The sequence below is a fragment of the Duganella sp. Dugasp78 genome (assembly GCF_059491455.1).
The window spans coordinates 2,001,932-2,027,645 of sequence record NZ_CP168506.1 but is presented as its reverse complement, the minus strand read 5'-3'; the positions used below and the strand labels follow the sequence as shown (position 1 = coordinate 2,027,645).

The window sequence follows — 25,714 nt, the reverse complement described above, 5'->3', positions numbered from 1 at the left end:
TTTGATAGGAGAATTTGCTGTCCATTCAGCATTTCTCCCATTCGCTGCCCGACCTCGCCCTCAAGGATGAAATGAAGCCACCCGGCATCAAGGCTAAAGTTGCGCTGGCCACCAGCATCACCTCGGTCCTGATGATCGCGCTGGTGACCGTGGTGCAGACCCACCGCATGCAGGAAGACTTCACCAGGGTGCTGTTCGCGCAGCAGACGGCGCTGATCAACCGCACCGCCGAAGAGCTGGACGACAAGCTGCTGATGCTGCTCGATATCATCGCCGTCTCGGCGCGCAACCAGCCGCCTGCCATTGCCCAGTCCGCCAGCCAGCTGCGCGCCTACTACCAGGACCGCGCGGTGCTGGCGCTGTTCGACGACCTGCTGGTGATGAACCCGCAGGGCAGGATCATCGCCGACCTGCCGGAAGTGCCGAACCGGGTCGGCATCGAAGCCGGCGACCGCGACTACTTCAAGACGGTGCTGCGCACCCGCAAGCCGATGATCACCGAACCGCTGCTTGGCCGCGCCGGCAGGCAGCCCATCGTGCAGATGGTGGCGCCGGTGCTGGACGCCCACGGCCAGGTAGTCTGCGTGCTGGTGGGCGTGCTGCGGCTGTACAAGGACAACCTGCTGGGCCACCTGCGCGACGCCAAGGTCGGCCGCAGCGGCTATTACTTCGCGCTGACCCGCACCACGCCGCCGGTGTACGTGCTGCATCCCGACCTGAGCCGCATACTCCAGCCGCGCCAGGCCCACGCCAACGCCGCCACCACGCGCGCGCTGGAGCAGGATTTCGAAGGCACGGTCGACAGCATCAACGGCGTCGGCAAGCGCACGCTCAACAGCTACAAGACGCTGAAGTCGGTGAACTGGGTGCTGGCGGCCTCGCTGCCGGCCGAGGAGGCGTTCGAGCCCTTCAACGGCGTGCTGTACCGCCTGCTGCTGTGGAGCGGCCTGGCCTCGCTGGCGGCGGCCGCGCTGATCGGCTGGGTCACCTTGCGGCTGCTGGCGCCGCTGATCAAGCTGCGCAACGCCATCGTCGCCCTGCGCGACAACCCCAGCCGCTTCACGCCGCTGCCCACCCATGCGCAGGACGAGGTCGGCCAGCTGACCAGCGCCTTCAACGACCTGATGCGCGAACGGCTGGCCTCCGACGCCCGTCTGCAAAGCCTGGTGGAGTTCGCGCCCAACGCCATCGTGGTGGTTGGCGTCGACGGCCGCATCGAGACCTTCAACCGCGAAGGCGAGCGCTGCTTCGGCTACGGGCGCGCGGCGGTGCTGGGCCAGCCGCTGGAGCTGCTGGTGCCGGAGCGCCTGCGCGGCCAGCACGCGGCCCACCGCATCAAGTTCTTTGCCGACCGCCTCAGCGCCGAGCCGGTGCGCATGGGCGACGGCACGGTGCTGTACGGCCTGCGCCGCGACGGCAGCGAGTTCCCGATCGAGGTCAACCTGAGCGCGGTGCGCACCGACCAGGGCACCAAGGTGCTGGCGGTGATTTCCGACATCACCGAGCGCCACCGGCTGCGGCTGGAGGTGGAGGCGCGCGCCGCCGAGCTGGAGCGCGAGCGCGACCGCGCCGAGGCCGCCAACCGCGCCAAGAGCGAGTTCGTGGCCAATATGAGCCACGAGATCCGCACGCCGATGAACGCGGTGCTGGGCATGGTCTACCTGCTCGGCAACACGCCGCTGACGCCGCAGCAGCGCAAATACCTGAGCATGGTGCGGGTGTCGGGCCAGTCGCTGCTGGGCATCCTCAACGACGTGCTGGACTTTTCCAAGATCGAGGCGCGCCACATGGAATTGTCGCCGGTGGAGTTCGCGCTGGACGAGACCATGAACTCGCTGGCCACCCTGATGACCATGAACGCCGGCGACAAGGAGCTGGAGCTGGCGATCAGCGTCGACCCGGCGGCGCCGCGCCACCTGCGCGGCGACGCCATGCGCCTGCAGCAGATCCTGGTCAACCTGGCCGGCAACGCGATCAAGTTCACCGAGCACGGCGAGGTGGTGGTCAGCATCGAGCTCAGCGCGCGCGACGACGACCACGCGCTGCTGCGCTTCGAGGTGCGCGACACCGGCATGGGCATGACCGAGTCCCAGCTGGCGCAGCTGTTCCAGGCCTTCTCGCAGGGCGACCAGAGCATCACGCGGCGCTTCGGCGGCACCGGCCTGGGGCTGGCCATCACCAAGCGCCTGATCGAGCTGATGGGCGGGCAGATCGCGGTCCACAGCGTGCAGGGACAGGGCACGACATTCTGGTTCAGCCTGCCGTTCGAGGTGCTGCCCGAGCAGGCCGACGGCCGCCGCAAACCGGCGCTGGGCAAGCTGCGCCTGCTGGTGGCCGACGACAACCGCACCAGCCGCGAGGTGATCGCCAAGCTGATCCGCGCCTGGGGCTGGCATGCCGACGAGGTCGATTCCGGCGCGGCCGCGCTGCACCGCTACCGCCAGAGCCAGCAGGCCAAGCAGGTCTACGACGTGGTGCTGGCCGACTGGCACATGCCCGGCATGGACGGCCTGACCACGGCCAAGGGCATCCGCGAGGCGGCCGGCAGCGGCGCGCAGCCGATCGTGGTGATGGTCAACGCCTTCGCCCGCGACCATGCGGAGGAAATCTCCAACGCGCCCGAGGCCGACGTGGTGCTGGTCAAGCCGATCACCAGCTCCAACCTGTTCGACGCGCTGCACCAGGCGCTGGCGGCCAAGAGCGATGGCCTGCCGCAGCCGATGGCCGATCCGGGCATCGCCGGCAGCCTGGCCGGCCGCCATTTCCTGCTGGTGGAAGATAACGCGCTCAACCAGCTTGTGGCGCGCGGCATCCTCGAGCACGCGGGCGCGACGCTGGACGTGGTGGGCGATGGCCGCCAGGCGGTCGACCTGCTGCGCACCAGCGCCAGCCGCTACGACCTGGTGCTGATGGACATGCAGATGCCGGTGATGGACGGCTTTACCGCCACCCGCATCCTGCGCCAGCAGCTGGGCCTGACCTTGCCCATCATCGCCATGACGGCCGGCGTGCTCGGCTCCGAGCGCCACCGCAGCCAGGAGGCCGGCATCACTGACTTCATCCCCAAGCCGATCGAGGTCGACGAGATGCTGGCGGTGCTGCTGCGCCACCTGCCGGAGCGGAGGCCGCCGGCCGTCGACGATCTGCTGGCCGCCATGGCGGCCGCCGCGCCGGCGCCGGCACCGGCCCCCGAACCAACGCCTGCCCCGGCTCCGGCCGGCGCCATGCCGGCCGGCGAGGCGGCCATCTTCAATATGGACAGCCTGATGCGGGTGATGGGCAAGGACGCCAAGGGCCGCGCCGCGATGGTGAAGATGGTGCGCGGCGCCGTCGACACCGGCATGGAGCCGGCCGACCAGGCCGGCCAGGCGCTGCAGGAAGGGCGGCTGCGCGACGCCGCCCGCCTGTTCCACGGCCTGCGCGGCGCGGTCGGCGTGCTGGGCGCCAAACGCCTGATCCAGGCCACCGTCGATGCGGAACACGCCATCAACGAGCAGCGCGACCACGAGCTTGAACAGCGCTACCAGACCGTCCGCGCCGAGCTGGAACAAACGCTGGCGCGCGCCCGCGCCTGGCTCGACGCCGAACAGTCCTAAGCTCCCGCCGCTTCACATCTGTAATATTTTGCGTCCCGGCCTGGCCCGGGGCGCCGCGGCTTTTCGCCCGTTTGAATACTATTGATAATAATTCGCATTTACATAATCCCGCTTCATTGTTACAATCCTCCGCATGAAATCGCCATGATCCGGCAGCCAGACGCAAGAACGCAGCAGCCCCGCGCAGCCCGCCGCCTACATTCTCGGAAGAAAGATGCAAATGATTAAGAGTCGCAAACACGCGCAATCGCGCTTCAATCAACAGGGAACCTCGAAATACCTGTCATTCCCGCGCACGCGGGAATCCATGCACGGCCTCTGGCCATGCGGCCTATGGATTCCCGCCTGCGCGGGAATGACAAAATTTGCGATTATTCGAGGCTCCCAACAGATGAGCGCGGCATTGGCCGTGATGCTGCTGCCGGTCGCCGCCCACGCGGCCGAGGCCGGTATCGACCCTGCCACCAACCAGACCCTGCAAGAAATCCAGGTTCGCGCCGACGCCATCAACGACTTCAAGGCCGACAAGGCCTCGTCCGCCAAGTACACCGAGAAACTGGTCGACACCGCCCAGTCGCTGACCGTCATCAAGAAAGAGCTGATCGAGCAGCAGGGCGCCGTCACGCTGACCGAGGCGCTGCGCAACACGCCGGGCGTGGGCGCCTTCTTCCTGGGCGAGAATGGCAGCACCACCACCGGCGACGGCATCTATATGCGCGGCTTCGACGCCTCCGGCAGCATCTACGTGGACGGCGTGCGCGACGTCGGCTCGATCTCGCGCGACACCTTCAACATCGAACAGATCGACGTGCTCAAGGGCCCGGCCGGCACCGACAACGGCCGCAGCTCGCCGACCGGCTCCATCAACCTGGTCAGCAAGAAGCCCTTGCTGGAAGACGCCTACATGGGTTCGGTCACGGTGGGCAGCGGCCGGCAGAAGCGCGCCACCGCCGACCTGAACAAGGTGATCAACGCCGACACCGGCACCGCCTTCCGCCTCAACCTGCTCGACCAGGACAGCGGCAACCCGGCGCGCGACGTGGTCAAGAACAAGCGCTGGGCGATCGCGCCGTCGCTGGCCTTCGGCCTGAACGGCCCGACCCGCGTCTACCTGAACTACCTGCACGTCGACCAGGACAACATCCCCGACGGCGGCGTGCTGACCATCGGCCTGCCGGGCTGGACCCCGCCGGCGCCGGTCGTCATCACGGCCGCCACCGCCACCAGGCCGGCCGTGCTGGGCCCGGGCTTCGACTTCATGGCCGGCGCCAGGGCGGTCGATCCGAACAACTTCTACGGCTCGGTGCTGGACTTCGACCAGGTCAAGGCCGACATGCTCACCGCCCGCATCGAGCACGACTTCGCCGGCGGCGCCAGGCTGCAAAGCACCACCCGCTACGGCCGCACCAAGCAGGACTACCTGCTGACTTCGTTCATGTCGACCGGCGCCAACCTGCGCAACGTCGTGGCCGGCTCCAGTCCGGACAGCTGGATGATCGCGCGCACCAACCTGAACTACAAAGACCAGCTGAACGAAATCATCACCAACCAGACCACCGTCACGGCCGACTTCGACGGCGGCGCGCTTAAGCACACCGTGGTGGCCGGGCTGGAACTGGTCAACGAGAAGCAGACCAACTACACCAACGTCAACGCGCCGGGCGCGACCGGCCTGCCGCTGGTCAGCATCTACCACCCGGATGCCAGCCTGCCGGTGACGCCGGCCCAGGTTAGCCTGGTGCGCAACGGCGCGCGCGGCGACGGCAGCACCAGCACCGAGAGCGTGTACCTGTTCGACACCGCCAAGCTGGGCGACCAGTGGATCTTCAACGCCGGCGTGCGCCTGGATCACTACAACACCACCTACAATGGCGTGACGGTGCAGGCCGCGGCCACGCCGCAGACCATCCCGGTCGGCACGCTGCTGGCCAACTCGCTGACGGCCTCGGACAACCTGCTCAACGGCAAACTGTCGGCGCTGTACAAGCCGACTGCCGACAGCAGCGTCTACGCCCTGGTGGCGACCTCGAAAGCGCCGCCGGGCGGCACCAACTTCACGCTGAGCTCGGCGGCCAACAGCTCGGCCAACCCGAACTACGATCCGCAGATCACCACCAACTACGAGCTCGGCACCAAGTGGGACTTGCTGAAGCAGAAGCTGTCGCTGTCGGCCGCAGCCTACCGCACCGACGTGCGCAACGAGATCGAGGTCGACCCGAACAACGCAGCCGTCTTCTACCAGAACGGCAAGAAGCGCGTGCAGGGCGTCGAGCTGGGCGTGACCGGTGAAATCCTGCGCAACTGGCTGGTCAGCGCGGGCTACACCCGCATGTCGACCCAGGTGGTGTCCGGCAAGGTCGCGACCGCCGCAGGCGAGAACCAGCTGAGCTACACGCCCAAGCAGGCGTTCACGCTGTGGACCTCGTACACGCTGCCGATGGGCCTGCAAATCGGCGGCGGCGCCCGCTTCAGCGACAAGCTGCTGCGCGGCACCGACGGCGCGGTCGGCACCCCGGCCTATGCCGATTCGTACTGGGTCTACGACGCCATGGCCTCGTACCCGGTCAACAAGCATGTCGACCTGCGCCTGAACGTCTACAACCTGGCCGACAAGCAGTACGTGCAGGCGATCAACAAGTCGGGCTACCGCTACACGCCGGGCGCGCCGCGCTCGGCCAGCCTGACCGCCAACTTCAAGTTCTAAGCGGCAGCCGCGCTGCATGCCGGCCCCGTCCTCACCGGCGGGGTTTTTTTTATTCAAGGAGAGTGTTGATGATGCTGCATATCCCCGGCGTGCTGAGCCGCGAACAAGTGGCCGCCATGCGCCGCCGCCTGGACCAGAGCGACTGGGTCGACGGCCGCACCACGGTCGGCGCCCAGGGCGCGCAGGTCAAGCACAACCGCCAGCTGGCCGAGGGTTCGGCGCTGGCGCAGGAGCTGGGCGCGGAAGTGCTGGCGGCGCTGGCGGCCAGTCCGCTATTCTTTGCCGCCGCGCTGCCGCTGCGCACCTGTCCGCCGCTGTTCAACAGCTACGCCGGCGGCGAGCACTACGGCTCGCATGTCGACGGCGCGCTGCGGCGCGTGGCGGCCAGCGGGCAATGGCTGCGCACCGACGTGTCGTCGACCTTGTTCCTCAGCGATCCCGAGGACTACGACGGCGGCGAGCTGATCGTCACCGACGCGTATGGCGAGCATGAGGTCAAGCTGCCGGCCGGGGACTTGATCGTCTATCCGTCGACCAGCATCCACCGGGTCGAGCCGGTCACGCGCGGGGCGCGGCTCTGTTCCTTTTTCTGGACCCAGAGCATGGTGCGCGACGATATGCGCCGCACCCTGCTGCTGGAGCTGGACCAGAACATCCAGAGCCTGCGCGCGCGCCTGGGCGACTGTCCGGAACTGGTCGGCCTGACCGGCCACTACCACAACCTGCTGCGGCAGTGGAGCGAGGTCTAGGCCGGTCTCAGGCGGCGACGCCGGGGTAGCGGCGCTCGATGCGCGTACCCAGCGGACGCAGCACGGACATCAGCACGAACACGACGTTGGACTTGCCCGGCGCGACATAGCTGATGGCCACGGCCAGCGCCGCGATCAGCATCACGCCGCAGCTGCGCGCCATGGTCGCGCGGTAGGCGCCGGTCGACATGGCATGCGCGCACAAGGCGGGGTGGCGGTGGATATGGCGCGCCACCAGCAACGTGGTCACGCTCAGCCAGATCATCACGCCGGAATACACCATCTGCCCCGTCATCGAAGCGATCTGGCCGTTGACCGCCGAGGCGAACGGCAGCAGCGAGGCGCCCGACAGGCTGAGCACGGTCAGCCACAGCAGCCTCTGGTCGGCATGCCGCACATAGCTGTACAGGCGGTGATTGGCGATCCAGAAGATCGCCAGCACGAAAAAGCTGATCAGCCAGGAGATCAGATTGGGAATCAGGCCGGTCAGCGCGTCGCGCAGCGCCGCTTCGCTGGCCAGATGGGCATGTTCGGGCAGGCGCAAATCGATCACCAGCAAGGTCATCGCGACGGCGAAGATGCCGTCCACCAAGGCTTCGATACGGTGTTTGCTCAGCTGCGGCTGGCCGTCCTGGCTCAACTCTGTCATCGGTGATCCTGTTGTTAATTAAACAGCAGGCATTCTTACCGCGAAATACGGAAATTGCAACTTTCAGCGCGCAGCCAGGCGGGTGGCGTGATAGCGGTCGATGCGCCAGGCGCCGCCGTCGCGTTTCAAGACCGCCGTTTCCAGAAAGCCGTAGGCGGTTTCCGCGCCGTCGTTGGCGATCCAGACGGCGTCGTTGCGCACCGTGGTCCAGGCGACATCGCCCTGCGCCTGGGTGCGAAAGCCTTGCAGGCTAGCCCGCTGCCGGCCCAGCGCGCCACTGCCCGTCAGCAGCGCCACGACGGCGGCCTTGTCCAGGATACGGTCCTGCTCGATCATGACGAACGCCGGCGTCAGCCCGGCCTCGACCGCGTTCCAGTCGTGCAGCTCCAGCGCGCGATGCCAGTCGGTCAGGGCCGCCTCGGCGGCGCGGATGTCAGACTCCAGGGTGGGCATGGTCACTCCTCTCTATCGAATTGGACGGCGCGCTGCAAAGGTTAGCATGGACGCCAGCCTCGTGTTCGGTTATCGTAGTAAAAGATCAACACACCCTGAGGACAACAATGCGCATTTCGCAAACAGTACGCTCCACCTTGACCCTGATTGCCACCGTGCTGTGCGCCGGCTGCGTGGCCATCGTGCCGCAGTCCGGCTCGGCCGCGTCCACCGGCGGCGCCGACGGCCCGGCGTTCTGCCAGGCCTCGCCCGACGGCAAGACGGTGGCTTGCGGCAGCGCCGCCAGCTTCTGCCAGAAATCGTCCGACGGCAGCGCGGTCGCCTGCGGCGGCAAGGCCAGCTTCTGCGAGACCTCGTCCGACGGCAAGCTGGTCGCCTGCGGCGGCGCGGCGGCGTTCTGCGCCAAATCGCCGGATGGTCACACGGTGGCCTGCGGCGGCGCCGCGCCGTTTTGCGAGAAATCGGCCGACGGCCAGAACGTCGCTTGCGGCGGCAGGGCGCCATTCTGCGAGCACTCGGCCAACGGCAACAATGTCGCCTGCGGCGGCAAGGCGCCGTTCTGCCAGGCCTCGCCGAACGGCTCGTCGGTTGCCTGTGGCGGACAGTAAGCGCGCCGGCGCCGCCTCATCGAGCCCGCCGCGCGCGGGCTTTTTTGCGCCCGCATGCCTCCATGCTTACTTCAGCACCACCGCCGCGTCGACGATATCCACACCCTGCAACTGGCCGAGCCAGCCGTCGAACCACGGCTTGTGCGCGGCGCCGACGATGCTCAGGACACGGGCGCCGGGGCGCTCGCGAAAGGTCTCGCGGACGTTGGCGACCATGCGCAGGTTACGGGTTTCCCAGCCGCCCACCCAGATCTGCGAATACCCTTCCGGCGACTTGCCGCGCATCGAAGCCTGAACGTTGGCCTCGGCCAGCGCCCGCAGGCTGGCCGGATCGTTGACGGCGCGGTAGAGCGGCAGCAGGTCGGACGCCTGCTGCAACACATCCTCCCGTTTCTCGAACTCCTTGTGCGCCGCGCTGCCGGCGGCCCAGGCCGCTTCGATCGCGCGCACGAAGGCCTTGATGTCCGGCACGTCGATATGGTCGCCGGTGTGGTTGTCGACGGCGTGCACGCGCTGCAAACCCAGCCTTGCGGCCACGCGCGCGGCTATCTGATAGTTCTCGTTATTGCGCTTGCTGATCTTTCCGAGCTGCTCGACCAACGCCGCGTTCAGGCTGTCACCCGCGTGGCGCTCGGCGTCGGGCAGTTGCAGCCACTGCACGTAGGCCGAGGCGCGGTCGCTGGCAGCCAGGAACAGGGCGGCCAGATGGCGCCGCTGCGCCGGCGTGGCTTGCGCCGGCCAGGCCTTGAGTGTCTTGTCCACTTCGGCAATGGCGGCGGGCACATCCAGCCCGGTGGCCGCCTGCGCCGCCTCGTTCGGAGTGCAATAGTCGGGGCCGTACTTGGCGACATGGCGCGCGGCGAGATCGCATTCCTCGCCGGACTCGGTCTCGATGGTGACGATGTCGGGCTTGAATCCCGCCAGCCGGTCCAGCAGGCCGTCCAGCGACGCCGGATTGAAGCTGGGCGGCATATTGCCTAGGTGCACAGTGCCCAGCACCAGGATCTGCGCCCGCGGCCCGCTCATGCCGCGGTCCAGTTCGCTCAGATAACCCTGCGCCTGCGCCGCCAGCGGCAAGGTCGCGATGCAGCCCCAGATCCAATGTCTCCATTTGCTCATGCTGTATTTCTCCTCGTGGTGGGAAACCTCAGTGCGCACCTGAATTGGTGTTGTAGTTTAGTATAACTCTAGGTATCTAAATGTCAACGATGTCGACTTGCACTGAGAATTGACCCGCCCTCCCCACGTCGGTTTGCGGCGTTGAGCTCACTATGGCTGTACAGGATCGGTCACGCTCAAACCCTTATCGCCAATCGAGAGGCGCGCCGGGGCCATACGCAGTACCGCTTCCAGATTGGCCCGCGCGGCGTTGCGGACGCGTGCTGCAGCCTCGTGGGGCTGAGGGTTCTGTTGCTCCGACTTGTGCGCCAGCGCCATGAAGGTTCCCATCATCGCGGTCTGCTCGTACAGCTTGCGCAGTTGCGCGGCATCGAAGCGCCGCAGTGCGGCTTGCATCGATGCCTGGTCGCGCAACTGTCGTGCCACGGCCCGAAAAGCGTCGTCAGACACGTCGACGTCGTTCAGCGCCATATAGTTCCCGACGAGGAAGGCGGCGAGACTGCCGGCCATGTCGCGCTCCGGCAGCCCCAGTTTCTTCTCAAGCTGGGTGTAGACGTCCATGGAGCGCCGGAAGGCTTGCTCCATTTGCGGACGCTGCGCGATCGGAAAGCGTGCCGCGAGTTCGTGCGCATTTGTTCCCACGGCCGAACGCTCCGGCGCCCTTAGCGGCGCGTCCGCTGGCACATGCGGCGTAGCGTTAGCCGGTTTGGCCTGCCCGTGCTGGTTGGGTATCGGCACGCGCAGGTCTGGCTGCGGCCAGACCTGGAAGCAGCAGCCGTATCCGGCCACCTGCGCGTGGGCGAGTGGTGCAATGTCCATTAACAAGACTAGACTCAACAGCAATGTTCTCATGGGCACTCCTCCTATGATGGTGCTGCTCATTCTAGCGGCTTGTCGAAATACCAGGCTTACTCGACAGTCACCGACTTCGCCAGATTACGCGGCTTGTCGACGTCGGTACCGCGTGCCAGCGCCGAGTGGTAGGCCAGCAGCTGCAGCGACACCACGTGCAGGATCGGCGACAGCAGACCGTAGTGTTCCGGCAGACGGATCACATGCACGCCTTCGCCCGAGGTGATGCGCGAGTCGACGTCGGCAAACACATATAGCTGGCCGCCGCGCGCGCGCACTTCCTGCATATTGGACTTCAGCTTCTCGATCAGCGCATCGTTCGGGGCGATGGTCACGACCGGCATTTCCTCCGTCACCAGCGCCAGCGGGCCGTGCTTCAGTTCGCCCGCCGGGTACGCTTCGGCGTGGATGTAGGAAATCTCTTTGAGCTTCAGCGCGCCTTCCAACGCGATCGGGTAGTGCATGCCCCGGCCCAGGAACAGCGCGTTTTCCTTGCGGGCGAAATCTTCCGACCAGGCGATGATCTGCGGCTCCAGCGCCAGCACGGCCGAGATCGCTACCGGCAGGTGGCGCATGGCTTTCAGGTGCTGCTCTTCTTCCGCGTCGCTCAGGCGGCCGTTGACTTGCGCCAGCGACAAGGTCAGCAGGAACAGCGCGGCCAGCTGCGTGGTGAAGGCCTTGGTCGAAGCCACGCCCACTTCCACGCCGGCGCGGGTGATGTAGGCCAGTTTGCATTCGCGCACCATGGCGCTGGTCGAAACGTTGCAGATCGTCAGCGTGTGCTCCATGCCCAGGCTGCGCGCGTGCTTCAGCGCGGCCAGGGTGTCGGCGGTTTCGCCGCTCTGCGAGATCGTCACCACCAGCGTGTTCGGGTGCGGCACGCTGTCGCGGTAGCGATATTCGCTGGCGATCTCGACGTTGACCGGGATCTTGGCCACCGATTCGATCCAGTACTTGGCGGTCAGGCCGGAGTAGTAGCTGGTGCCGCAGGCCAGGATCAGCACGCGGTCGATCTGCTTGAAGACGTTGTAGGCGCCGTCGCCAAACAGTTCCGGCATGATGCCGGTGACGCCTTCGAGCGTGTCGCCGATGACGCGCGGCTGCTCGAAGATTTCCTTCTGCATGTAGTGGCGGTACGGGCCCAGCTCGGCAGCGCCGGTGTGCGCCTGCACGGTCTTGGCTTCGCGCGTGACCGGCTTGCCGTTGACGTCGACGATCCAGGTGCGGCCCAGTTGCAGGTCGACCACGTCGCCTTCTTCCAGGTAGATGATCTGGTCGGTGGTGCCGGCCAGCGCCATCGCGTCCGAGGCGACGAAGTTCTCGCCCTGGCCCAGGCCGACGATCAGCGGCGAGCCCTGGCGCGCGGCCACCACGCGGTGCGGCTCCTCGCGCGCGAACACGGCGATCGCGTACGCGCCGTGCAGGCGCTTGACGGCTTGCTGGACGGTATCGAACAGGTCGCCGTTGTACATGTGGTCGACCAGGTGGGCGATCACTTCGGTGTCGGTCTGGCTCTGGAAGACGTAGCCGAGCGCAGTCAGTTCGGCGCGCAGTTCGTCGTGGTTTTCAATGATGCCGTTGTGGACCAGCGCGATGCGCGCCTGTTCGGCGGTCGGCGAGAAGTGCGGGTGGGCGTTGTGCGAGGCCGGCGCGCCGTGCGTGGCCCAGCGGGTGTGGGCGATGCCGGTGTAACCCTGCATGCCGCCGTCGGCGATCTGCTTTTCCAGGTCGGCCACGCGCGAGGTGCTGCGCGAGCGTTGCAACTGGCCATCCACGTGCAGGGCGACGCCGCAGGAGTCGTAGCCGCGGTATTCCAGGCGCTTCAGGCCTTCGATCAGGATGGGAGTGATGTTGCGTTGCGCTACCGCGCCGACGATGCCGCACATAGAGAACCTCGCTAAAAATAAGTGTAGCCATGCTAGAGCAGTACTTCTGAAATAAGCTTTCTAATTCCTGTATATTTTGGAATATTCTTTCATCGCGCCGATGGCGTGAAATATTATTTCATTTTTCAGGACTATTTTTATGGATGAGATAGATCGTCGCATTTTGAACGCGCTGCAAGTTGATTCGTCGCAAACAAACAGCGAGCTGGCGCTGGCGGTCCATGTTTCCGCCCCGACTTGTTTGCGTCGGGTAAAGCAGCTGACCGAGAGCGGGGTGATCCAGCGCCAGGTGGCCATCGTGGCGCCGGAGAAGGTCGGTCCCAGCCTGACGGCGATTGTGGAAATCTCGCTGGATATCCAGGCCGCCGAGCGCATGACCGAGTTCGAGGCCCACGTGGCGGCCGACGAGGCCGTGTTGCAGTGCTACCGGGTGGCGCCGGGGCCGGACTTCGTGCTGATCGTCCAGGTGGCGGACATGCCGGCCTATCACGCGCTGGCGCATCGCCTGTTCGCGACGCAGACCAATGTGCGCAACGTCAAAGCCTACTTCTCCACCTTCCGCAGCAAATTCGAGACGCGGATCGCGGTTTAGCCGGTTATCCCTGTCTTGTTCCGGTGCTTTTGCACAGGCTTATCCACATCGAGCTCAAAGCGGGAAAGGTTTTCCCGCGTTCTCCACGGCTTTCCCAAAGGCTATGCACTGGCTTATACCCAAGCTTATCCACAATAAAAAGTTATCCTGATTTACTCACATGATTTCCCACAGACTTATCCACACGCTCGACGAAATCATGGCTGCATGCCATGTCAGGAGCTTACTTTTTACATGCAAGGAGAGTTGCCCCATACTTTTCCCAGGCTTATACGCGGCTTCTTCAGCGTTTATTCCCAGGCTTCTCCACATCGTTATCCACAATAAAAAAGCCGGGACGTATCCCGGCTTGGTGTGGAGGGCTGCGCTTTATTTGGGCTTTTTAACCGGACGGCTCCAGCCGTCAACGGTGACCTGGCGTGCGCGGGAAATCGTCAGCTTGCCGGCCGGCGCATCCTTGGTCAGCGTGGTGCCCGCGCCCAGCGTGGCGCCCTTGCCGACAGTCACCGGCGCGACCAGCTGGCTGTCGCTGCCGATGAAGGCGTCGTCTTCGATCACGGTGCGGGACTTGTTAACGCCGTCGTAGTTGCAGGTGATGGTGCCGGCGCCGATGTTGACGCGCGAGCCGATGGTCGCATCGCCGATGTAGGCCAGGTGGTTGGCCTTGCTGTGCGCGGCGACCTGGCCGTTCTTGATTTCGACGAAGTTACCCACATGCACATCCTCGGCCAGCACGGTGCCGGGGCGCAGGCGCGCATACGGGCCGATGATGGAAACCTCGCCCACCACGGCCTCTTCGATATGGCAGAAGGGCTTGATGTGGGCGCCGGCCAGGATGCGGGAGTTGATGATCACGCTGTGCGATCCGACGCGCACGCCGTCAGCCAGCTCGACCTTGCCTTCAAACACGCAGCCGACATCGATGGTGACGTCGCGGCCGCAGACCAGCTCGCCGCGCACGTCGATGCGGGCAGGGTCCATCAGCGTCACGCCCTGTTCCAGCAGTTTCAGCGCGATATTGGCTTGATGGATGCGTTCCAGTTCGGCCAGCTGCACCTTGCTGTTCACGCCGGCCACTTCCCATTGCGCCGACGGCTGGGCCGACACCACGGGCACGCCGTCCGCCACCGCCATGGCGACGATGTCGGTCAGGTAGTACTCGCCCTGGGCGTTGTTGTTCTTGAGCGCGCCCAGCCATTGCTTCAGGCGCGCGGTGGGCACCACCATGATGCCGCTGTTGATCTCTTTAATGGCGCGTTCGTCTTCGTTGGCGTCTTTTTGCTCGACGATGCGAACAATTTCACCGTTCTCCCGGACTATGCGGCCGAGCCCGAAGGGATCGTCCTGCACCACGGTCAGGATGCCCAGCTTGTCCGTGCCGGCCACGTCCACCAGCGCTTGCAGCGAGGCGGCGGTGGTCAGCGGCACGTCGCCATACAGGATCAGGGTGGCGGCGCTGTCGTCCAGCTCAGGCAAGGCCTGCATGACGGCGTGGCCGGTGCCCAGCTGCGGTTCCTGCAGCGCAGTGGCGACCTTTTCCGGCTGCGCGGCCAGCATCTCCAGCACCGCAGCGCCCCCATGGCCGTAAATCACGCATAATCGGCTGGCAGACAAGCTGCGCGCTGTGTCCAGCACGTGCGACAACAGCGGTTTGCCCGCCAGCGGATGCAACACTTTCGGCAACGCGGATTGCATGCGCTTGCCCATGCCGGCGGCGAGGATAACTACGTTCATAGGTGCCAGGTCGAGAGAGTTAATCAAAGCGAAAGTTTAACATGCCAGATATCCACAACCGCGCACTGCGCCGCGTTTTGCTGATCGTCATAATGGCTGTCCTGGCGGGATGCAGCTCGCTGCGCCTGGTCTACAACCACGGCGATACGCTGCTGTACTGGTGGCTGGACGCCTACGTCGACTTCAACGCCGATCAAAAGGCCTGGGTCAAGAAGGATATCGACGAGCTGTTCCACTGGCATCGAAAGACCCAGCTGCACGACTATGTGCAGATCCTGCAGACGGGACAACGCCAGCTGGCCGGCAATCCGACGTCGGCCGACCTGCTGAACGATTACGACGAGATCAAGAGCCGCACGCAGCTGCTATTGTTCAAGGCGCTGCCGGAGCTGGCCGACCTGGTGCGCTCGCTGCAACCCGAACAGATCGCCGCGCTGGATAAGAAGTTCGCCGCCAACAACGCCGAGTTCCGCAAGAAGAATATGAAAGGCGACAAGGAGGCGCAGCAGAAGTTCCGCTTTAAAAAATCAATGGAGCAGTTCGAGCTGTGGTTCGGCAACTTCAGCAACGAACAGGAAGCCCAGATCCGCAAGGCTTCCGACGCCCGCCCGCTGGACAACGAGATCTGGCTGGACGAGCGCATGCGCCGCCAGAAAAACATCCTGACGCTGGTGCAAAAGGTCCAACGCGAGAAGCTGGGCAAGGACGCGACGATGGCGCTGATCCACACGCTGATCAAGGACAGCTTCGATCGCCTCGAACGCTCCGAGCGCAAACCATTCTTCGACGCCTACGATGAATCCACGGCGCAGCTGATCTTAACCGTCATCAAGATCGCCACGCCGGCCCAGAAAGCCCACGCGCAGAAGCGCATGCAGGGCTGGATCGACGACTTCAACAGCCTGGCCGCGGAACCCCGCTAAGGCCCATATGGTATAGTGGCCCCTGTTGAATCAATGACTTAGAACACAGCCACATGCCAAAGAAGCCCGCCAGCAAAGCAGCGAAACCCGCCAAAGTCCCGGTCCACGGTCCCCAGCACAGCAACCAGGTGCGCATCATCGGCGGCGCCTGGAAGCGCACGCCGCTGCCGGTGCTGAGCGCCTCCGGCCTGCGTCCGACGCCGGACCGCGTGCGCGAGACCGTGTTCAACTGGATCAATCACCAGCGCGACGGCTATTGGGCGGACGCGCAGGTGCTGGACTTGTTCGCCGGCAGCGGCGCGCTGGGTTTCGAGGCGGCCAGCCGCGGCGCGCAGTCGGTGACGATGATCGACACCGTGGTGCCGGTGGTGCGCCAGCTGGAAGACATCAAGGCCAAGCTGAAGGCCGACAACGTGCAGATCATGCGCGCCGACGCGCTGGCCGTGGCCCAGTCGGCCGCCGCGCGCGGCCAGAAATACGACCTGATCTTCCTCGATCCGCCCTACCAGCAGGAGTTCCTCGAACGCTGCCTGCCGCTGTGCACGCGCATCTTGAAAGAGGGCGGTCTGATCTACGCCGAATCCGGCCTGGCGCTGGAGTTCGAAGAGGGCGCCACGCCGGAGTGGATGGCGCCGTGGGAAGTGATCCGGGCTGACAAGGCCGGAATGGTGTTCTATCATTTGTTAAAGCACAAGCAAACGGCTGCCTGAACGGTCCGCATTTGCCGCTAAAAGGACAGCAAGCAGCCCCAAATTAAGGCAAACAGGGATTTTCAGGCATAATGCGCGTTCTATATTGGTGCACTGCAAGGAGCCGCGATGGTAGTAGCCGTTTATCCAGGAACTTTTGATCCGCTGACCCGTGGTCACGAAGATCTGGTGCGTCGCGCATCGGGTCTGTTCGACACGCTGGTGGTGGGTGTTGCCGACAGCAAGAACAAGAAGCCGTTCTTCTCGCTGGAGGAGCGCCTGACCATCGCCAACGAAGTCCTGGGCCACTATCCCAACGTCAAGGTCCAGAGTTTCTCCGGCCTGCTGAAGGATTTCGTGCGCGAGCATGACGCCCGCGTCATCGTGCGCGGCCTGCGCGCCGTGTCCGACTTCGAATACGAGTTCCAGATGGCGGGCATGAACCGCTATCTGCTGCCGGATGTCGAAACCCTGTTCCTGACGCCGTCCGACCAATACCAGTTCATCTCCGGCACCATCGTGCGCGAGATCGCGGTGCTGGGCGGCGATGTATCGAAGTTTGTTTTCCCATCGGTCGACCGCTGGCTGCAAAAGAAAATTGCCGCCAACGCCGCCGCCGAGCAATAAGCGAGTTCCATCATGGCCTTGATGATCACCGACGACTGTATCAATTGCGACGTTTGCGAGCCGGAGTGCCCCAACGACGCGATCTACATGGGCGCCGAAATTTACGAAATCAATCCGGACAAGTGCACCGAGTGCGTCGGCCATTTCAATGAGCCGCAATGCCAGCAGGTGTGCCCGGTCAGCTGCATCCCCTTCAATCCCGCCTGGCGCGAGACCGAAGAACAATTACGCGACAAATTCGACCGCTTACAAGCCGCCAGCAAGGCCTGACGAGCCTAAAAAAGCATGACCGTGCGGCCAATTTGCGCCGCAGCGCGTTTTAGCGCGACTCCCGGTGGTATATTCCAGCAAGGCCTGCACCGCGGGCGAGATGCGGGCATCTATCATCCTCGGAGACAACTCATGAATCGCAGAAATATCATCAAGCGCCTGATGGCGGCCGCCTTCCTGGCCGGCAGCTTCAGCCTGCCCGCGTTTGCCGCCGTGGAAGTGGCCGGCGTTAAATTCGACGACACCATCAACGTCGCCGGCAAGGAGCTGAAGCTGAACGGCGCCGGCCTGCGCACCAAGGTCATCTTCAAGGTCTACGCCGCCGGCCTGTACCTGACCGAAAAGAAAACCTCCGTGCCGGACGTGCTGGCCACCCAGGGTCCGCGCCGCGTGGCGATCACGATGCTGCGCGAGGTGAGCTCGGAAGATTTCGGCAAGGCCTTCCTGGAAGGCCTGAACAACAATACCGACAAGAACGAACGCAGCAAGATCGCGCCGCAGACGATGAAGTTCGGCGAAGTGTTCGCGCAGATCCAGGCGCTGAAAAAGGGCGACCAGATGCTGCTGGACTGGACGCCGGGCGAGGGCACGCAGTGCTATCTGAACGGTAAGAAAATCGGGGAATTGATGCCGGACGTGGCGTTCTACAACGCCGTGCTGCGTATCTGGCTGGGCGACAAGCCGGTCGACAGCTCGCTGAAACCTGCCCTGCTGGGCGAGAAGTAATGCTGTGGCGCGGTGCCGGAGGTCGGGCGCCGCTGCTTAATGTTTAAGCACGTACGGTTTAAGCACGTGCGGCCATGGCGCGCAGTTCGGCGGCGTGGCTGGGATCGCGTTCCATCGCATTGAGCATGCGCTTGAGCATCATCGCATCGCGCATCTGACGGCGCTGCAATTGCTCTTCCTTGCTACGCTTGGGCTTGATGACCAGCATGGCGGCCCGCGCCAGGCCACGCAGCAGCGGTTTGAACAGGACGATCAGCGCGCAGGCGGCGCCGCTGACCAGCGCCAGCTCACCGGCCGCGACCAGGGAAAAATTTTGTACGACTGAGATGATGGTAGACATGTTATTGCACTGCATTTAGAATCAAGTGTAACTATAGTGCAACGCAACATAAGTATCCAATTTACTTCCCCGATAACAATTATTCGTCTGGTGAATGGGATGCTTGTTATTGACGTGAAATCCATATTTCTCGATACTGTACCGACCCCAACCCCACATCCCGAGCCGACATGAGCTTTTTGACGCTGGACTTGAATTTGTTACGCGTCTTCGACGCCGTGATGACAGAGCAGAACCTGACACGCGCCGCCGGCCACCTGGCCATGACCCAGCCCGCCGTCTCCAACGCCATCAAGCGCCTGCGCGAGAGCCTGGGCGACGAGTTGCTGATCCGCACCGCCTACGGCGTCAAGCCGACCCCGCGCGCCGAATCGCTGTGGCCGTCGGTGCGCAGCGCGCTGGCCAGCCTGGAAGCGGCGGTGGCGCCGGAAACCTTCGACGTCTCGGCCGCCCACGCCACCTTCCGCATGGCGATGGCCGACGCCACCGCCGCCTTCTGGCTGCCGTCGCTGATGCGCTCGATCGAGAGGGAGGCGCCGGGGGTCAACGTGCGCATGGTGCCGCTGACCACGCGCGAGCCGCGGCCGATGCTGCTGCGCGGCGATATCGACCTGGCGGTGGGGTTCTTCCCCGGCGTGGCGGCGCAGCTGTCGTACGAGACCGGTTCGCCGATCCGCCACGAGCGGCTGTATTCAGGACATTATGTGTGCGTGATGCGGCGCGACCATCCGCTGTCCAAGGTCGACCTGACCCTGGACAACTATTGCAAGGCCAACCATCTGCTGGTGAGCTTTTCCGGCCGCGCGCACGGCCTGGTCGATGAGGCGCTGGCGCAGATCCAGCGCGAACGCCGCATCTTGCTGACCGTGAACCAGTTCTTCACCGCCGGCCGCGTGGTGGCCAATTCGGACCTGATCACCGTGCTGCCGCGCCACCTGATCGCCTCGACCGGCATGACCGACGCGCTGATTTCCAAGGAATTGCCGTTCACGCTGCCGGCGGTGCACCTGGACATGCTGTGGCACGAGCGCGATGCCCGCAGCCCGGCCCACAAGTGGCTGCGCATGCATCTGGAAGGCATGAACACCGTGGCCCAGCGCACCGCGCCGGGCACGGCACCCAAGAACGATACCTACTAGCGTCATTCCCGCGCAGGCGGGAATCCATGCATCGTGTCCTTGCCCGCGTTCTATAGATTCCCGCTTTCGCGGGAATGACTGGCGGCTACTGGTGGCTGGAGCGGTAGCCGATGCGGAAACCGCCCCAGTGCTTGCCGTTCACATAAATCGGCGCCGACAGGTCGTGCATCACTTCGCCGGTATCGCGCTTGTAGGTTTGCAGCAGGAAGGGCTTGGTGTTCGCGCCGCAGCGCTTGCCGGTGCGGTCGCTGAAGATGCGCTTGGTGCGGTTGTTGATGATATCGACGTCGTAATTGCCCGTCAGCGGCTGCGAAAACTTCTTGTTGTGGGTGGGGAAATAACCGTTGTTATCCACAGCGCCGGCGTAGGCCAGCTGCGGCATGGCCGCCAGCAAACCTTCCTGCAACTGCGGCAAGGCGCGGTCGGTGAAATCGTCGAAACGGGTCTTGTGCTTGGGCGGGTCGGTGTTCGGGATCGGCGTGTAGCTGCGGTCGAACAGCGCTTCGCGCGTGATCTTGCCGGAGGAAATGGCCGCCTCGAAAATCCGTCCCACCTGTTCGGCCGCCTTCTGCGCGGCGAGGCGGATCGCATCGTGCGACGTTTCAATCGACGATTCCCCCAGCGCGCCGGTGATGACTTCGGCCCGCTCGGCCACGGCCATCGCCGAACTGGCGGCGCGCGGCAATTCCTTCTCCGTGGATAACAAGCTGTCGCGGATGCTGGCGATGGCGGTGGCGATTTCGTCGGTGGTGGCGACGTGTTCGCGCGAGGCCCTGGCGATCTCGCCGATTTCCTCCTCCGATACCCCGGACGAACGCTCGATATTGCCCAGCAAACCGTGCACGGTTTCCACGTTGCCGGCCGCCTCGCTGACCTTGAGCGCCAGCGAATTCATGCCGGTGGCAGCCAGTTCGGCCTGCTGATTAATCTCGCGCACCATGGTGCTGATTTCGTCGGTGGCTTCCTTGGTGCGCAGCGCCAGCTGGCGCACCTCGCTGGCGACCACGGCAAAACCGCGCCCCTGTTCGCCGGCGCGCGCCGCCTCGATGGCGGCATTCAGCGCCAGCAGGTTGGTGCGGGCCGAGATTTCGCTGATAGCCTCGGTAAATCCATAAATTTTGCGGGAATTGGTTTGCAGGCTGGCCATGACGGACGCTGCGGTCTGCGCATCCTGGCGCGCCGTCTTGATGCGCTGCAGGCCGTGGTCAGCCTCGGTGCGGCCGGCCACCGTTTCGCCGCGCACCTGGGCGGCGATCTTGGCGGCGCGCTCGGCGTTGACGGCGATGGCGGCGGTGGCCTGCGCATTGTGGGCGGAGCTGCGCACGATGCTGCCGGCCGTGCTCACGTCCAGCTCGATTTTCTTTTTGACCGAATCGACGAAATACGAGGTTTCCGCCGCGCCGATCATGACGGCGTCGATTTCGCCGCCGACCACCTGGGCGAAGTGGCGCACGCCGCCCTCGTCCTTATTCAGTCCGGCGGCCCACCAGGCCACCAAAGCACCGCTCAGCGCCGCCGGCGCCGCCGTATAAACCAGCGTGGCGCCGTCGCCGGCCACCAGCTTGAACAAATATGCGAGGCAGGTACCGCCAGCCGTCGCCCCCAATAACCATAATCCACGTTGTACCAGCTTGTGCTGCAAAAGCTTCATCTGTCCCCCGGTTTACAGGCGCCTCGGGCGTCTCGACTAAATTATTTCCCTGATGCTATTTTATAGGCAACTTGGTGGTATTCTTCACTTCTTCCATGACGGCGTAGGTATGCGTTTCACGCACGCCCTTCTGGAGCAGGGTTTTACCCAGGAATTCGCGGTAGGCCGCCATGTCCTTGACGCGGGCTTTGACCAGATAGTCGAAGCCGCCGGCAACCATGTGGCACTCCAGCACTTCGGGTATCACCTGAACGCTGTGTTTGAAGGCGTCGAACACTTCGGGTGTCGTGCGATCGAGCACCACTTCGATGAAGACGAGCAGGGACACATCCAGCAACTGCGGATTCAGTTGTGCAGTGTAGCCCATGATGTAGCCGGACTCGTGCAACTTGCGCACGCGTTCCAGGCAGGCGGCTGGTGACAGGTTCACCCGCGCCGCCAGTTCCACATTGCTGATGCGGCCATCGCTCTGCAATTCCATCAAGATTTTCTTGCTGATCTTGTCTAACATTTCCGCGGACTCCCAAATAAATATTATTTGGTTAAATTGTCGCACTAAAAACAATCTATTGCTAGTCCCCTGCATTACCAGAATTAATCCAGAAGAAATCCCACTACAATCGAATCATCAGCAGTTGACCCAGATTCACGCTCGCCAGCACCCGCAGGTTGAGCGTTTTTTTGTCATCAACCGCGCCCAAATTCCCATTCTGAGAGTATTCAATGCAAGCAGCAGCAGCCACCGGTTTTACCCCTTTCGCCGCCATGCAGGCCGAGATCCTGCGCGACCCGATTCCCCTGCGCGCAGCAGTGACGGCTGCCTATCGCCGCGACGAAGTCAGCGCCGTTCAGTGGCTGCTGGAACAGGTGCAAAACCACGACGCGGGCACCCTGCAACAGGCCCAGCAACTGGCGCATAAACTGGTCAGTTCGGTGCGCGAGCAGCGCACCCGCGCTTCCGGCGTCGATGCCCTGATGCACGAGTTTTCGCTGTCGTCGGAAGAAGGCGTGGCGCTGATGTGCCTGGCAGAAGCACTGTTGCGTATTCCCGACAACGCCACCGCCGACCGCTTGATCGCCGACAAAATCAGCAAAGGCGACTGGCGCAAGCACCTGGGCGAATCGCCTTCGCTGTTCGTCAATGCCGCCACCTGGGGCCTGCTGATCACCGGCAAGCTGGTGTCCACCAGCAGCGAAACCGGCCTGGGCTCGGCGCTGACCAAGCTCATTTCCAAGGGCGGCGAACCGCTGATCCGCAAAGGCGTGGACCTGGCGATGCGCATGCTGGGCAACCAGTTCGTCACCGGCCAGACCATCGACGAGGCCATCAAGAACGGCCAGTCCAACGAGGCGCGCGGCTACCGTTATTCCTACGACATGCTGGGCGAAGCGGCGCTGACCGAGGCCGACGCCAGGAATTACTACGCCTCCTACGAAACCGCGATCCACGCGATCGGCAAGGCCTCGAACGGCCGCGGCATCAAGAACGGTCCCGGCATTTCGGTGAAGCTGTCGGCGCTGCACCCGCGCTACAGCCGCGCCCAGCACAGCCGCGTGATGGCGGAACTGCTGCCGCGCGTGCGCGCGCTGATGCTGCTGGCCAAGCACTACGACATCGGCCTGAACATCGATGCGGAAGAGGCCGATCGTCTGGAACTGTCGCTGGACCTGGTCGAAGCGCTGGCGCACGACCCCGAGCTGGCCGGCTTCGACGGCATCGGCATCGTCGTCCAGGCTTACCAGAAACGCTGCCCCTTCGTCATCGACTACCTGATCGACCTGGCCAAGCGCAGCGGCCGCAAGTTCATGGTGCGCCTGGTCAAGGGCGCGTACTGGGATGCCGAGATCAAGCGCGCCCAGGTCGACGGCATGAGCGGCTATCCGGTCTACACGCGCAAGGTCTACACCGACGTCTCCTACCTGGTGTGCGCGCAAAAGCTGCTGGGCGCGACTGGCGTGATCTATCCGCAGTTCGCCACCCACAACGCGCAAACCTTGTCGACGATTTACACCTGGGCCAAGCGCGACGGCGTGACCGACTATGAATTCCAGTGCCTGCACGGCATGGGAGAATCGCTGTACGACCAGGTGGTCGGCAAAGACAACCTGGACAAGCCGTGCCGCATCTACGCCCCGGTCGGCACCCACGAAACGCTGCTGGCCTACCTGGTGCGCCGCCTGCTGGAAAACGGCGCCAATTCCTCGTTCGTCAACCAGATCGTCGACGAGGCGATCCCGGTCGACTCGCTGATCAAGGATCCGGTGGCCCAGGCGCGCGAACAGGGCGGCCTGCCGCACACCGGCATCGCCCTGCCGCAGGACATGTTCGGCGCCGAGCGCAAGAACTCGGCCGGTTTCGACCTGGCCAACGAAGATGTGCTGCGCAAGATTTCGGCAGAACTGGCCGTAGCGCGCAGCTGGCACGCCGCGCCTTTGCTGGCGGGCGGCCTGAGCGCCGGCCAGCCGGCGCAGGACGTGACCAACCCGGCGCAACGCAGCGACATCGTCGGCCAGCTGGTCGAAGCGAGCGCCGCCGACGTCGAAACCGCGCTGGCCAGCGCCAGCAATTTCGCCATGGACTGGCAGACCACCGAACCGTCGCTGCGCGCCGCCGCACTGAACCGCGCCGCCGACCTGTTCGAAACCAACGCCATGGAACTGATGACGCTGGCGATCCGCGAGGCCGGCAAATCGCTGCCGAACGCCATCGCCGAACTGCGCGAGGCGGTCGATTTCCTGCGCTACTACGCGGCTGAGGTGCAGGGCTCGGCCAACATCCTGGCGCTGGGTCCGGTCACCTGCATCAGCCCGTGGAACTTCCCGCTGGCGATCTTCACCGGCCAGGTGGCCGCCTCGCTGGCGGCCGGCAACGTGGTGCTGGCCAAGCCGGCCGAGCAGACCCCGCTGATCGCCCACCGCGCCGTCGAGCTGCTGCACCAGGCCGGCATTCCGCGCGCCGCGCTGCAATTCCTGCCGGGCCGCGGCGAAGTGGTCGGCGCCGCGCTGACCGCCGATGCGCGCGTTAAAGGCGTGATCTTCACCGGCTCGACCGAAGTGGCGCAGCTGATCAACCGCACCCTGGCCAAGCGCGCCGCCGCTGAAAATGCCGACATCCCGCTGATCGCCGAAACCGGCGGCCAGAACGCCATGATCGTCGACTCGTCGGCGCTGCCGGAGCAGGTGGTGCAGGATGCGATCTCATCGGCCTTCGACAGCGCCGGCCAGCGCTGCTCGGCGCTGCGGGTGCTGTTCCTGCAGGAAGATATCGCCGACAAGACCATCAAGATGCTCAAGGGCGCGATGCAGGAGCTGAAAGTCGGCTGCCCGGATCGCCTGGCGACCGACATCGGCCCGGTGATCGACGCCGAAGCCCAGCAGAACCTGCTGGCGCACATCAACAAGCTGAAAGCGACCGCGCTGAACTACTTCTCGCTGGATCTGCCGTCCAGCGTGACTGCAGCCGGCACCTTCGTGCCGCCAACCGTGCTGGAAATCCGCTCGCTGTCCGAGTTGACGCAGGAAGTATTCGGCCCGGTTCTGCACGTGATCCGCTACAAGCGCGCCGATCTGCCCAAGCTGATCGAGCAGATCAACGACAGCGGCTACGGCCTGACGCTGGGCGTCCATTCGCGCATCGACGAAACCATCGACTACATCAGCTCGCGCGCGCATGTGGGCAACATTTACATCAACCGCAACATCGTCGGCGCGGTGGTGGGCGTGCAACCGTTCGGCGGCGAAGGCAAATCCGGCACCGGCCCGAAAGCCGGCGGTCCGCTGTACCTGAAGCGTTTGCAACGCGGCGCCATCACCAGCGGCCAGCATGAGCGTCAGGCGACGCCGGGCCTGGATGCGCTGGCCGTCTGGTCGAAGATGCATGGCCACGAACGTGCCGCCACCCTGGCGGAGCAATACAGCCGCACCACGATGCTGGGCAGCCTGACCGTCTTGCCAGGCCCGACGGGTGAACGCAACACGCTGGCGCTGGTCGCGCGCGGCTCCGTGGTGTGTGTGGCCGGCACGCAAGCCGGCCTGCTGAACCAGATCGCCGCGACGCTGGCGACCGGCAATATCGCGCTGGTGACGGCTGAATCGTCCAGAGTGCTGCCTGCCGACTTGCCGCCAGCGGTCAAGGAGCGCATCCAGGTCATCGGCAGCCTGGACAGCTTCGAGGGCGATTTCCAGATCGCGCTGGTGGAGACGATGCTGGTGGGTGGCCTGCGTGCCTCGCTGGCGGCCCGTAGCGGGGCGCTGGTGGGCTTAATCGACACCAACGAGGATGGCACCATCCCCCTGTGGCGTTTGCTTGCTGAGCGCGCCCTGTGCGTGAATACGACCGCGGCCGGCGGCAACGCCAGCCTGATGACGCTGGACGCGTAACTGTAACGATCACCTGTTGTTGTTTTG

At 64.5% G+C, this 25,714-nt stretch carries 21 protein-coding genes; 12 read left to right on the top strand and 9 right to left on the bottom strand.

What is annotated here, in order from left to right:
- Positions 1 to 14: 14 nt before the first annotated feature.
- The 3 genes from ACEN9O_RS09040 (at position 15) to ACEN9O_RS09030 (ending at position 7,049) form a co-directional block, all read left to right on the top strand.
- The gene (locus ACEN9O_RS09040) at positions 15 to 3,596 is read left to right on the top strand and encodes a response regulator (RefSeq protein WP_495617234.1); all 3,582 of its coding nucleotides are present in this window, start codon (positions 15 to 17) and stop codon (positions 3,594 to 3,596) included.
- Between the two features lie 391 nt (positions 3,597 to 3,987).
- On the top strand, positions 3,988 to 6,300 hold the full coding sequence (locus tag ACEN9O_RS09035) for a catecholate siderophore receptor Fiu (RefSeq protein WP_495617233.1): 2,313 nt from the start codon (positions 3,988 to 3,990) through the stop codon (positions 6,298 to 6,300).
- 68 nt (positions 6,301 to 6,368) lie between these two features.
- Positions 6,369 to 7,049, top strand: coding sequence for a Fe2+-dependent dioxygenase (locus tag ACEN9O_RS09030; protein ID WP_495617232.1), 681 nt, complete (start codon positions 6,369 to 6,371; stop codon positions 7,047 to 7,049).
- Positions 7,050 to 7,056: 7 nt separating this feature from the next.
- On the opposite strand, the gene ACEN9O_RS09025 is transcribed toward ACEN9O_RS09030, so the two are convergent.
- The gene (locus ACEN9O_RS09025; RefSeq protein WP_495617231.1) at positions 7,057 to 7,698 is read right to left on the bottom strand and encodes a TMEM175 family protein; all 642 of its coding nucleotides are present in this window, start codon (positions 7,696 to 7,698) and stop codon (positions 7,057 to 7,059) included.
- A gap of 63 nt (positions 7,699 to 7,761) precedes the next feature.
- Positions 7,762 to 8,151: a nuclear transport factor 2 family protein gene (locus tag ACEN9O_RS09020; RefSeq protein WP_495617230.1), complete on the bottom strand. Its 390-nt coding sequence runs from the start codon at positions 8,149 to 8,151 to the stop codon at positions 7,762 to 7,764.
- A 107-nt stretch (positions 8,152 to 8,258) separates the two neighbouring features.
- Here ACEN9O_RS09020 and ACEN9O_RS09015 point away from each other — a divergent pair, with 107 nt between their 5' ends.
- Entirely contained in the window at positions 8,259 to 8,759 is a 501-nt protein-coding gene (locus ACEN9O_RS09015) for a hypothetical protein (protein WP_495617229.1), read from the top strand.
- Between the two features lie 66 nt (positions 8,760 to 8,825).
- Here the strand turns inward: ACEN9O_RS09015 and ACEN9O_RS09010 are convergent, their stop codons facing one another.
- The 3 genes from ACEN9O_RS09010 to glmS form a co-directional block, all read right to left on the bottom strand.
- On the bottom strand, positions 8,826 to 9,878 hold the full coding sequence (locus ACEN9O_RS09010; protein WP_495617228.1) for a DUF5694 domain-containing protein: 1,053 nt from the start codon (positions 9,876 to 9,878) through the stop codon (positions 8,826 to 8,828).
- 150 nt (positions 9,879 to 10,028) lie between these two features.
- Entirely contained in the window at positions 10,029 to 10,730 is a 702-nt protein-coding gene (locus tag ACEN9O_RS09005) for a DUF6683 family protein (protein ID WP_495617227.1), read from the bottom strand.
- A gap of 56 nt (positions 10,731 to 10,786) precedes the next feature.
- Positions 10,787 to 12,616 carry a glutamine--fructose-6-phosphate transaminase (isomerizing) gene (glmS, locus tag ACEN9O_RS09000; protein ID WP_495617226.1) on the bottom strand — a complete coding sequence of 610 codons (1,830 nt, stop codon included), beginning with the start codon at positions 12,614 to 12,616 and terminating at the stop codon, positions 10,787 to 10,789.
- Between the two features lie 139 nt (positions 12,617 to 12,755).
- Here glmS and ACEN9O_RS08995 point away from each other — a divergent pair, with 139 nt between their 5' ends.
- Positions 12,756 to 13,208: an Lrp/AsnC family transcriptional regulator gene (locus tag ACEN9O_RS08995; protein WP_495617225.1), complete on the top strand. Its 453-nt coding sequence runs from the start codon at positions 12,756 to 12,758 to the stop codon at positions 13,206 to 13,208.
- A gap of 369 nt (positions 13,209 to 13,577) precedes the next feature.
- Here the strand turns inward: ACEN9O_RS08995 and glmU are convergent, their stop codons facing one another.
- Positions 13,578 to 14,942 carry a bifunctional UDP-N-acetylglucosamine diphosphorylase/glucosamine-1-phosphate N-acetyltransferase GlmU gene (glmU, locus tag ACEN9O_RS08990; RefSeq protein WP_495617224.1) on the bottom strand — a complete coding sequence of 455 codons (1,365 nt, stop codon included), beginning with the start codon at positions 14,940 to 14,942 and terminating at the stop codon, positions 13,578 to 13,580.
- 41 nt (positions 14,943 to 14,983) lie between these two features.
- Here glmU and ACEN9O_RS08985 point away from each other — a divergent pair, with 41 nt between their 5' ends.
- The 5 genes from ACEN9O_RS08985 (at position 14,984) to ACEN9O_RS08965 (ending at position 18,177) form a co-directional block, all read left to right on the top strand.
- Complete coding sequence (locus ACEN9O_RS08985) at positions 14,984 to 15,865, top strand: DUF6279 family lipoprotein (RefSeq protein ID WP_495617223.1); 882 nt, start codon at positions 14,984 to 14,986, stop codon at positions 15,863 to 15,865.
- A gap of 53 nt (positions 15,866 to 15,918) precedes the next feature.
- Positions 15,919 to 16,575, top strand: a complete 657-nt coding sequence (rsmD, locus tag ACEN9O_RS08980; protein ID WP_495617222.1) for a 16S rRNA (guanine(966)-N(2))-methyltransferase RsmD — start codon at positions 15,919 to 15,921, stop codon at positions 16,573 to 16,575.
- A 108-nt stretch (positions 16,576 to 16,683) separates the two neighbouring features.
- On the top strand, positions 16,684 to 17,181 hold the full coding sequence (coaD, locus tag ACEN9O_RS08975) for a pantetheine-phosphate adenylyltransferase (RefSeq protein WP_026334762.1): 498 nt from the start codon (positions 16,684 to 16,686) through the stop codon (positions 17,179 to 17,181).
- A gap of 12 nt (positions 17,182 to 17,193) precedes the next feature.
- The gene (locus ACEN9O_RS08970; RefSeq protein ID WP_116991290.1) at positions 17,194 to 17,451 is read left to right on the top strand and encodes a YfhL family 4Fe-4S dicluster ferredoxin; all 258 of its coding nucleotides are present in this window, start codon (positions 17,194 to 17,196) and stop codon (positions 17,449 to 17,451) included.
- Positions 17,452 to 17,583: 132 nt separating this feature from the next.
- Positions 17,584 to 18,177: a chalcone isomerase family protein gene (locus ACEN9O_RS08965; RefSeq protein ID WP_495617221.1), complete on the top strand. Its 594-nt coding sequence runs from the start codon at positions 17,584 to 17,586 to the stop codon at positions 18,175 to 18,177.
- A 58-nt stretch (positions 18,178 to 18,235) separates the two neighbouring features.
- On the opposite strand, the gene ACEN9O_RS08960 is transcribed toward ACEN9O_RS08965, so the two are convergent.
- Positions 18,236 to 18,517, bottom strand: coding sequence for a hypothetical protein (locus ACEN9O_RS08960; RefSeq protein WP_495617220.1), 282 nt, complete (start codon positions 18,515 to 18,517; stop codon positions 18,236 to 18,238).
- Positions 18,518 to 18,687: 170 nt separating this feature from the next.
- On the opposite strand from ACEN9O_RS08960, the gene ACEN9O_RS08955 reads away from it, so the two are divergent.
- A complete protein-coding gene (locus tag ACEN9O_RS08955) occupies positions 18,688 to 19,656 on the top strand; it encodes a LysR family transcriptional regulator (protein WP_495617219.1) in 969 nt (322 codons plus the stop codon).
- 85 nt (positions 19,657 to 19,741) lie between these two features.
- Here the strand turns inward: ACEN9O_RS08955 and ACEN9O_RS08950 are convergent, their stop codons facing one another.
- Together ACEN9O_RS08950 and ACEN9O_RS08945 are read right to left on the bottom strand one after the other, a co-directional pair.
- Positions 19,742 to 21,307: a methyl-accepting chemotaxis protein gene (locus ACEN9O_RS08950; RefSeq protein WP_495617218.1), complete on the bottom strand. Its 1,566-nt coding sequence runs from the start codon at positions 21,305 to 21,307 to the stop codon at positions 19,742 to 19,744.
- A 55-nt stretch (positions 21,308 to 21,362) separates the two neighbouring features.
- Positions 21,363 to 21,818: an Lrp/AsnC ligand binding domain-containing protein gene (locus ACEN9O_RS08945; RefSeq protein ID WP_008443393.1), complete on the bottom strand. Its 456-nt coding sequence runs from the start codon at positions 21,816 to 21,818 to the stop codon at positions 21,363 to 21,365.
- A 212-nt stretch (positions 21,819 to 22,030) separates the two neighbouring features.
- Here ACEN9O_RS08945 and putA point away from each other — a divergent pair, with 212 nt between their 5' ends.
- The gene (gene putA, locus ACEN9O_RS08940) at positions 22,031 to 25,687 is read left to right on the top strand and encodes a trifunctional transcriptional regulator/proline dehydrogenase/L-glutamate gamma-semialdehyde dehydrogenase (protein WP_495617217.1); all 3,657 of its coding nucleotides are present in this window, start codon (positions 22,031 to 22,033) and stop codon (positions 25,685 to 25,687) included.
- The last annotated feature ends 27 nt before the right edge of the window (positions 25,688 to 25,714 follow it).

Excerpts from the sequence above, each read along its gene's own strand:
- glmS (WP_495617226.1), bottom strand. The coding sequence starts at position 12,616 with ATGTGCGGCATCGTCGGCGCGGTAGCGCAACGCAACATCACTCCCATC.
- rsmD (WP_495617222.1), top strand. The coding sequence starts at position 15,919 with ATGCCAAAGAAGCCCGCCAGCAAAGCAGCGAAACCCGCCAAAGTCCCG.
- ACEN9O_RS09010 (WP_495617228.1), bottom strand. The coding sequence starts at position 9,878 with ATGAGCAAATGGAGACATTGGATCTGGGGCTGCATCGCGACCTTGCCG.
- ACEN9O_RS09030 (WP_495617232.1), top strand. The coding sequence starts at position 6,369 with ATGATGCTGCATATCCCCGGCGTGCTGAGCCGCGAACAAGTGGCCGCC.
- ACEN9O_RS08945 (WP_008443393.1), bottom strand. The coding sequence starts at position 21,818 with ATGTTAGACAAGATCAGCAAGAAAATCTTGATGGAATTGCAGAGCGAT.
- coaD (WP_026334762.1), top strand. The coding sequence starts at position 16,684 with ATGGTAGTAGCCGTTTATCCAGGAACTTTTGATCCGCTGACCCGTGGT.
- ACEN9O_RS08985 (WP_495617223.1), top strand. The coding sequence starts at position 14,984 with ATGCCAGATATCCACAACCGCGCACTGCGCCGCGTTTTGCTGATCGTC.
- ACEN9O_RS09005 (WP_495617227.1), bottom strand. The coding sequence starts at position 10,730 with ATGAGAACATTGCTGTTGAGTCTAGTCTTGTTAATGGACATTGCACCA.
- ACEN9O_RS08960 (WP_495617220.1), bottom strand. The coding sequence starts at position 18,517 with ATGTCTACCATCATCTCAGTCGTACAAAATTTTTCCCTGGTCGCGGCC.
- ACEN9O_RS09035 (WP_495617233.1), top strand. The coding sequence starts at position 3,988 with ATGAGCGCGGCATTGGCCGTGATGCTGCTGCCGGTCGCCGCCCACGCG.
- ACEN9O_RS09025 (WP_495617231.1), bottom strand. The coding sequence starts at position 7,698 with ATGACAGAGTTGAGCCAGGACGGCCAGCCGCAGCTGAGCAAACACCGT.
- putA (WP_495617217.1), top strand. The coding sequence starts at position 22,031 with ATGCAAGCAGCAGCAGCCACCGGTTTTACCCCTTTCGCCGCCATGCAG.
- ACEN9O_RS08970 (WP_116991290.1), top strand. The coding sequence starts at position 17,194 with ATGGCCTTGATGATCACCGACGACTGTATCAATTGCGACGTTTGCGAG.
- ACEN9O_RS08950 (WP_495617218.1), bottom strand. The coding sequence starts at position 21,307 with ATGAAGCTTTTGCAGCACAAGCTGGTACAACGTGGATTATGGTTATTG.
- ACEN9O_RS08995 (WP_495617225.1), top strand. The coding sequence starts at position 12,756 with ATGGATGAGATAGATCGTCGCATTTTGAACGCGCTGCAAGTTGATTCG.
- ACEN9O_RS08955 (WP_495617219.1), top strand. The coding sequence starts at position 18,688 with ATGAGCTTTTTGACGCTGGACTTGAATTTGTTACGCGTCTTCGACGCC.
- ACEN9O_RS08965 (WP_495617221.1), top strand. The coding sequence starts at position 17,584 with ATGAATCGCAGAAATATCATCAAGCGCCTGATGGCGGCCGCCTTCCTG.
- ACEN9O_RS09015 (WP_495617229.1), top strand. The coding sequence starts at position 8,259 with ATGCGCATTTCGCAAACAGTACGCTCCACCTTGACCCTGATTGCCACC.
- glmU (WP_495617224.1), bottom strand. The coding sequence starts at position 14,942 with ATGAACGTAGTTATCCTCGCCGCCGGCATGGGCAAGCGCATGCAATCC.
- ACEN9O_RS09020 (WP_495617230.1), bottom strand. The coding sequence starts at position 8,151 with ATGCCCACCCTGGAGTCTGACATCCGCGCCGCCGAGGCGGCCCTGACC.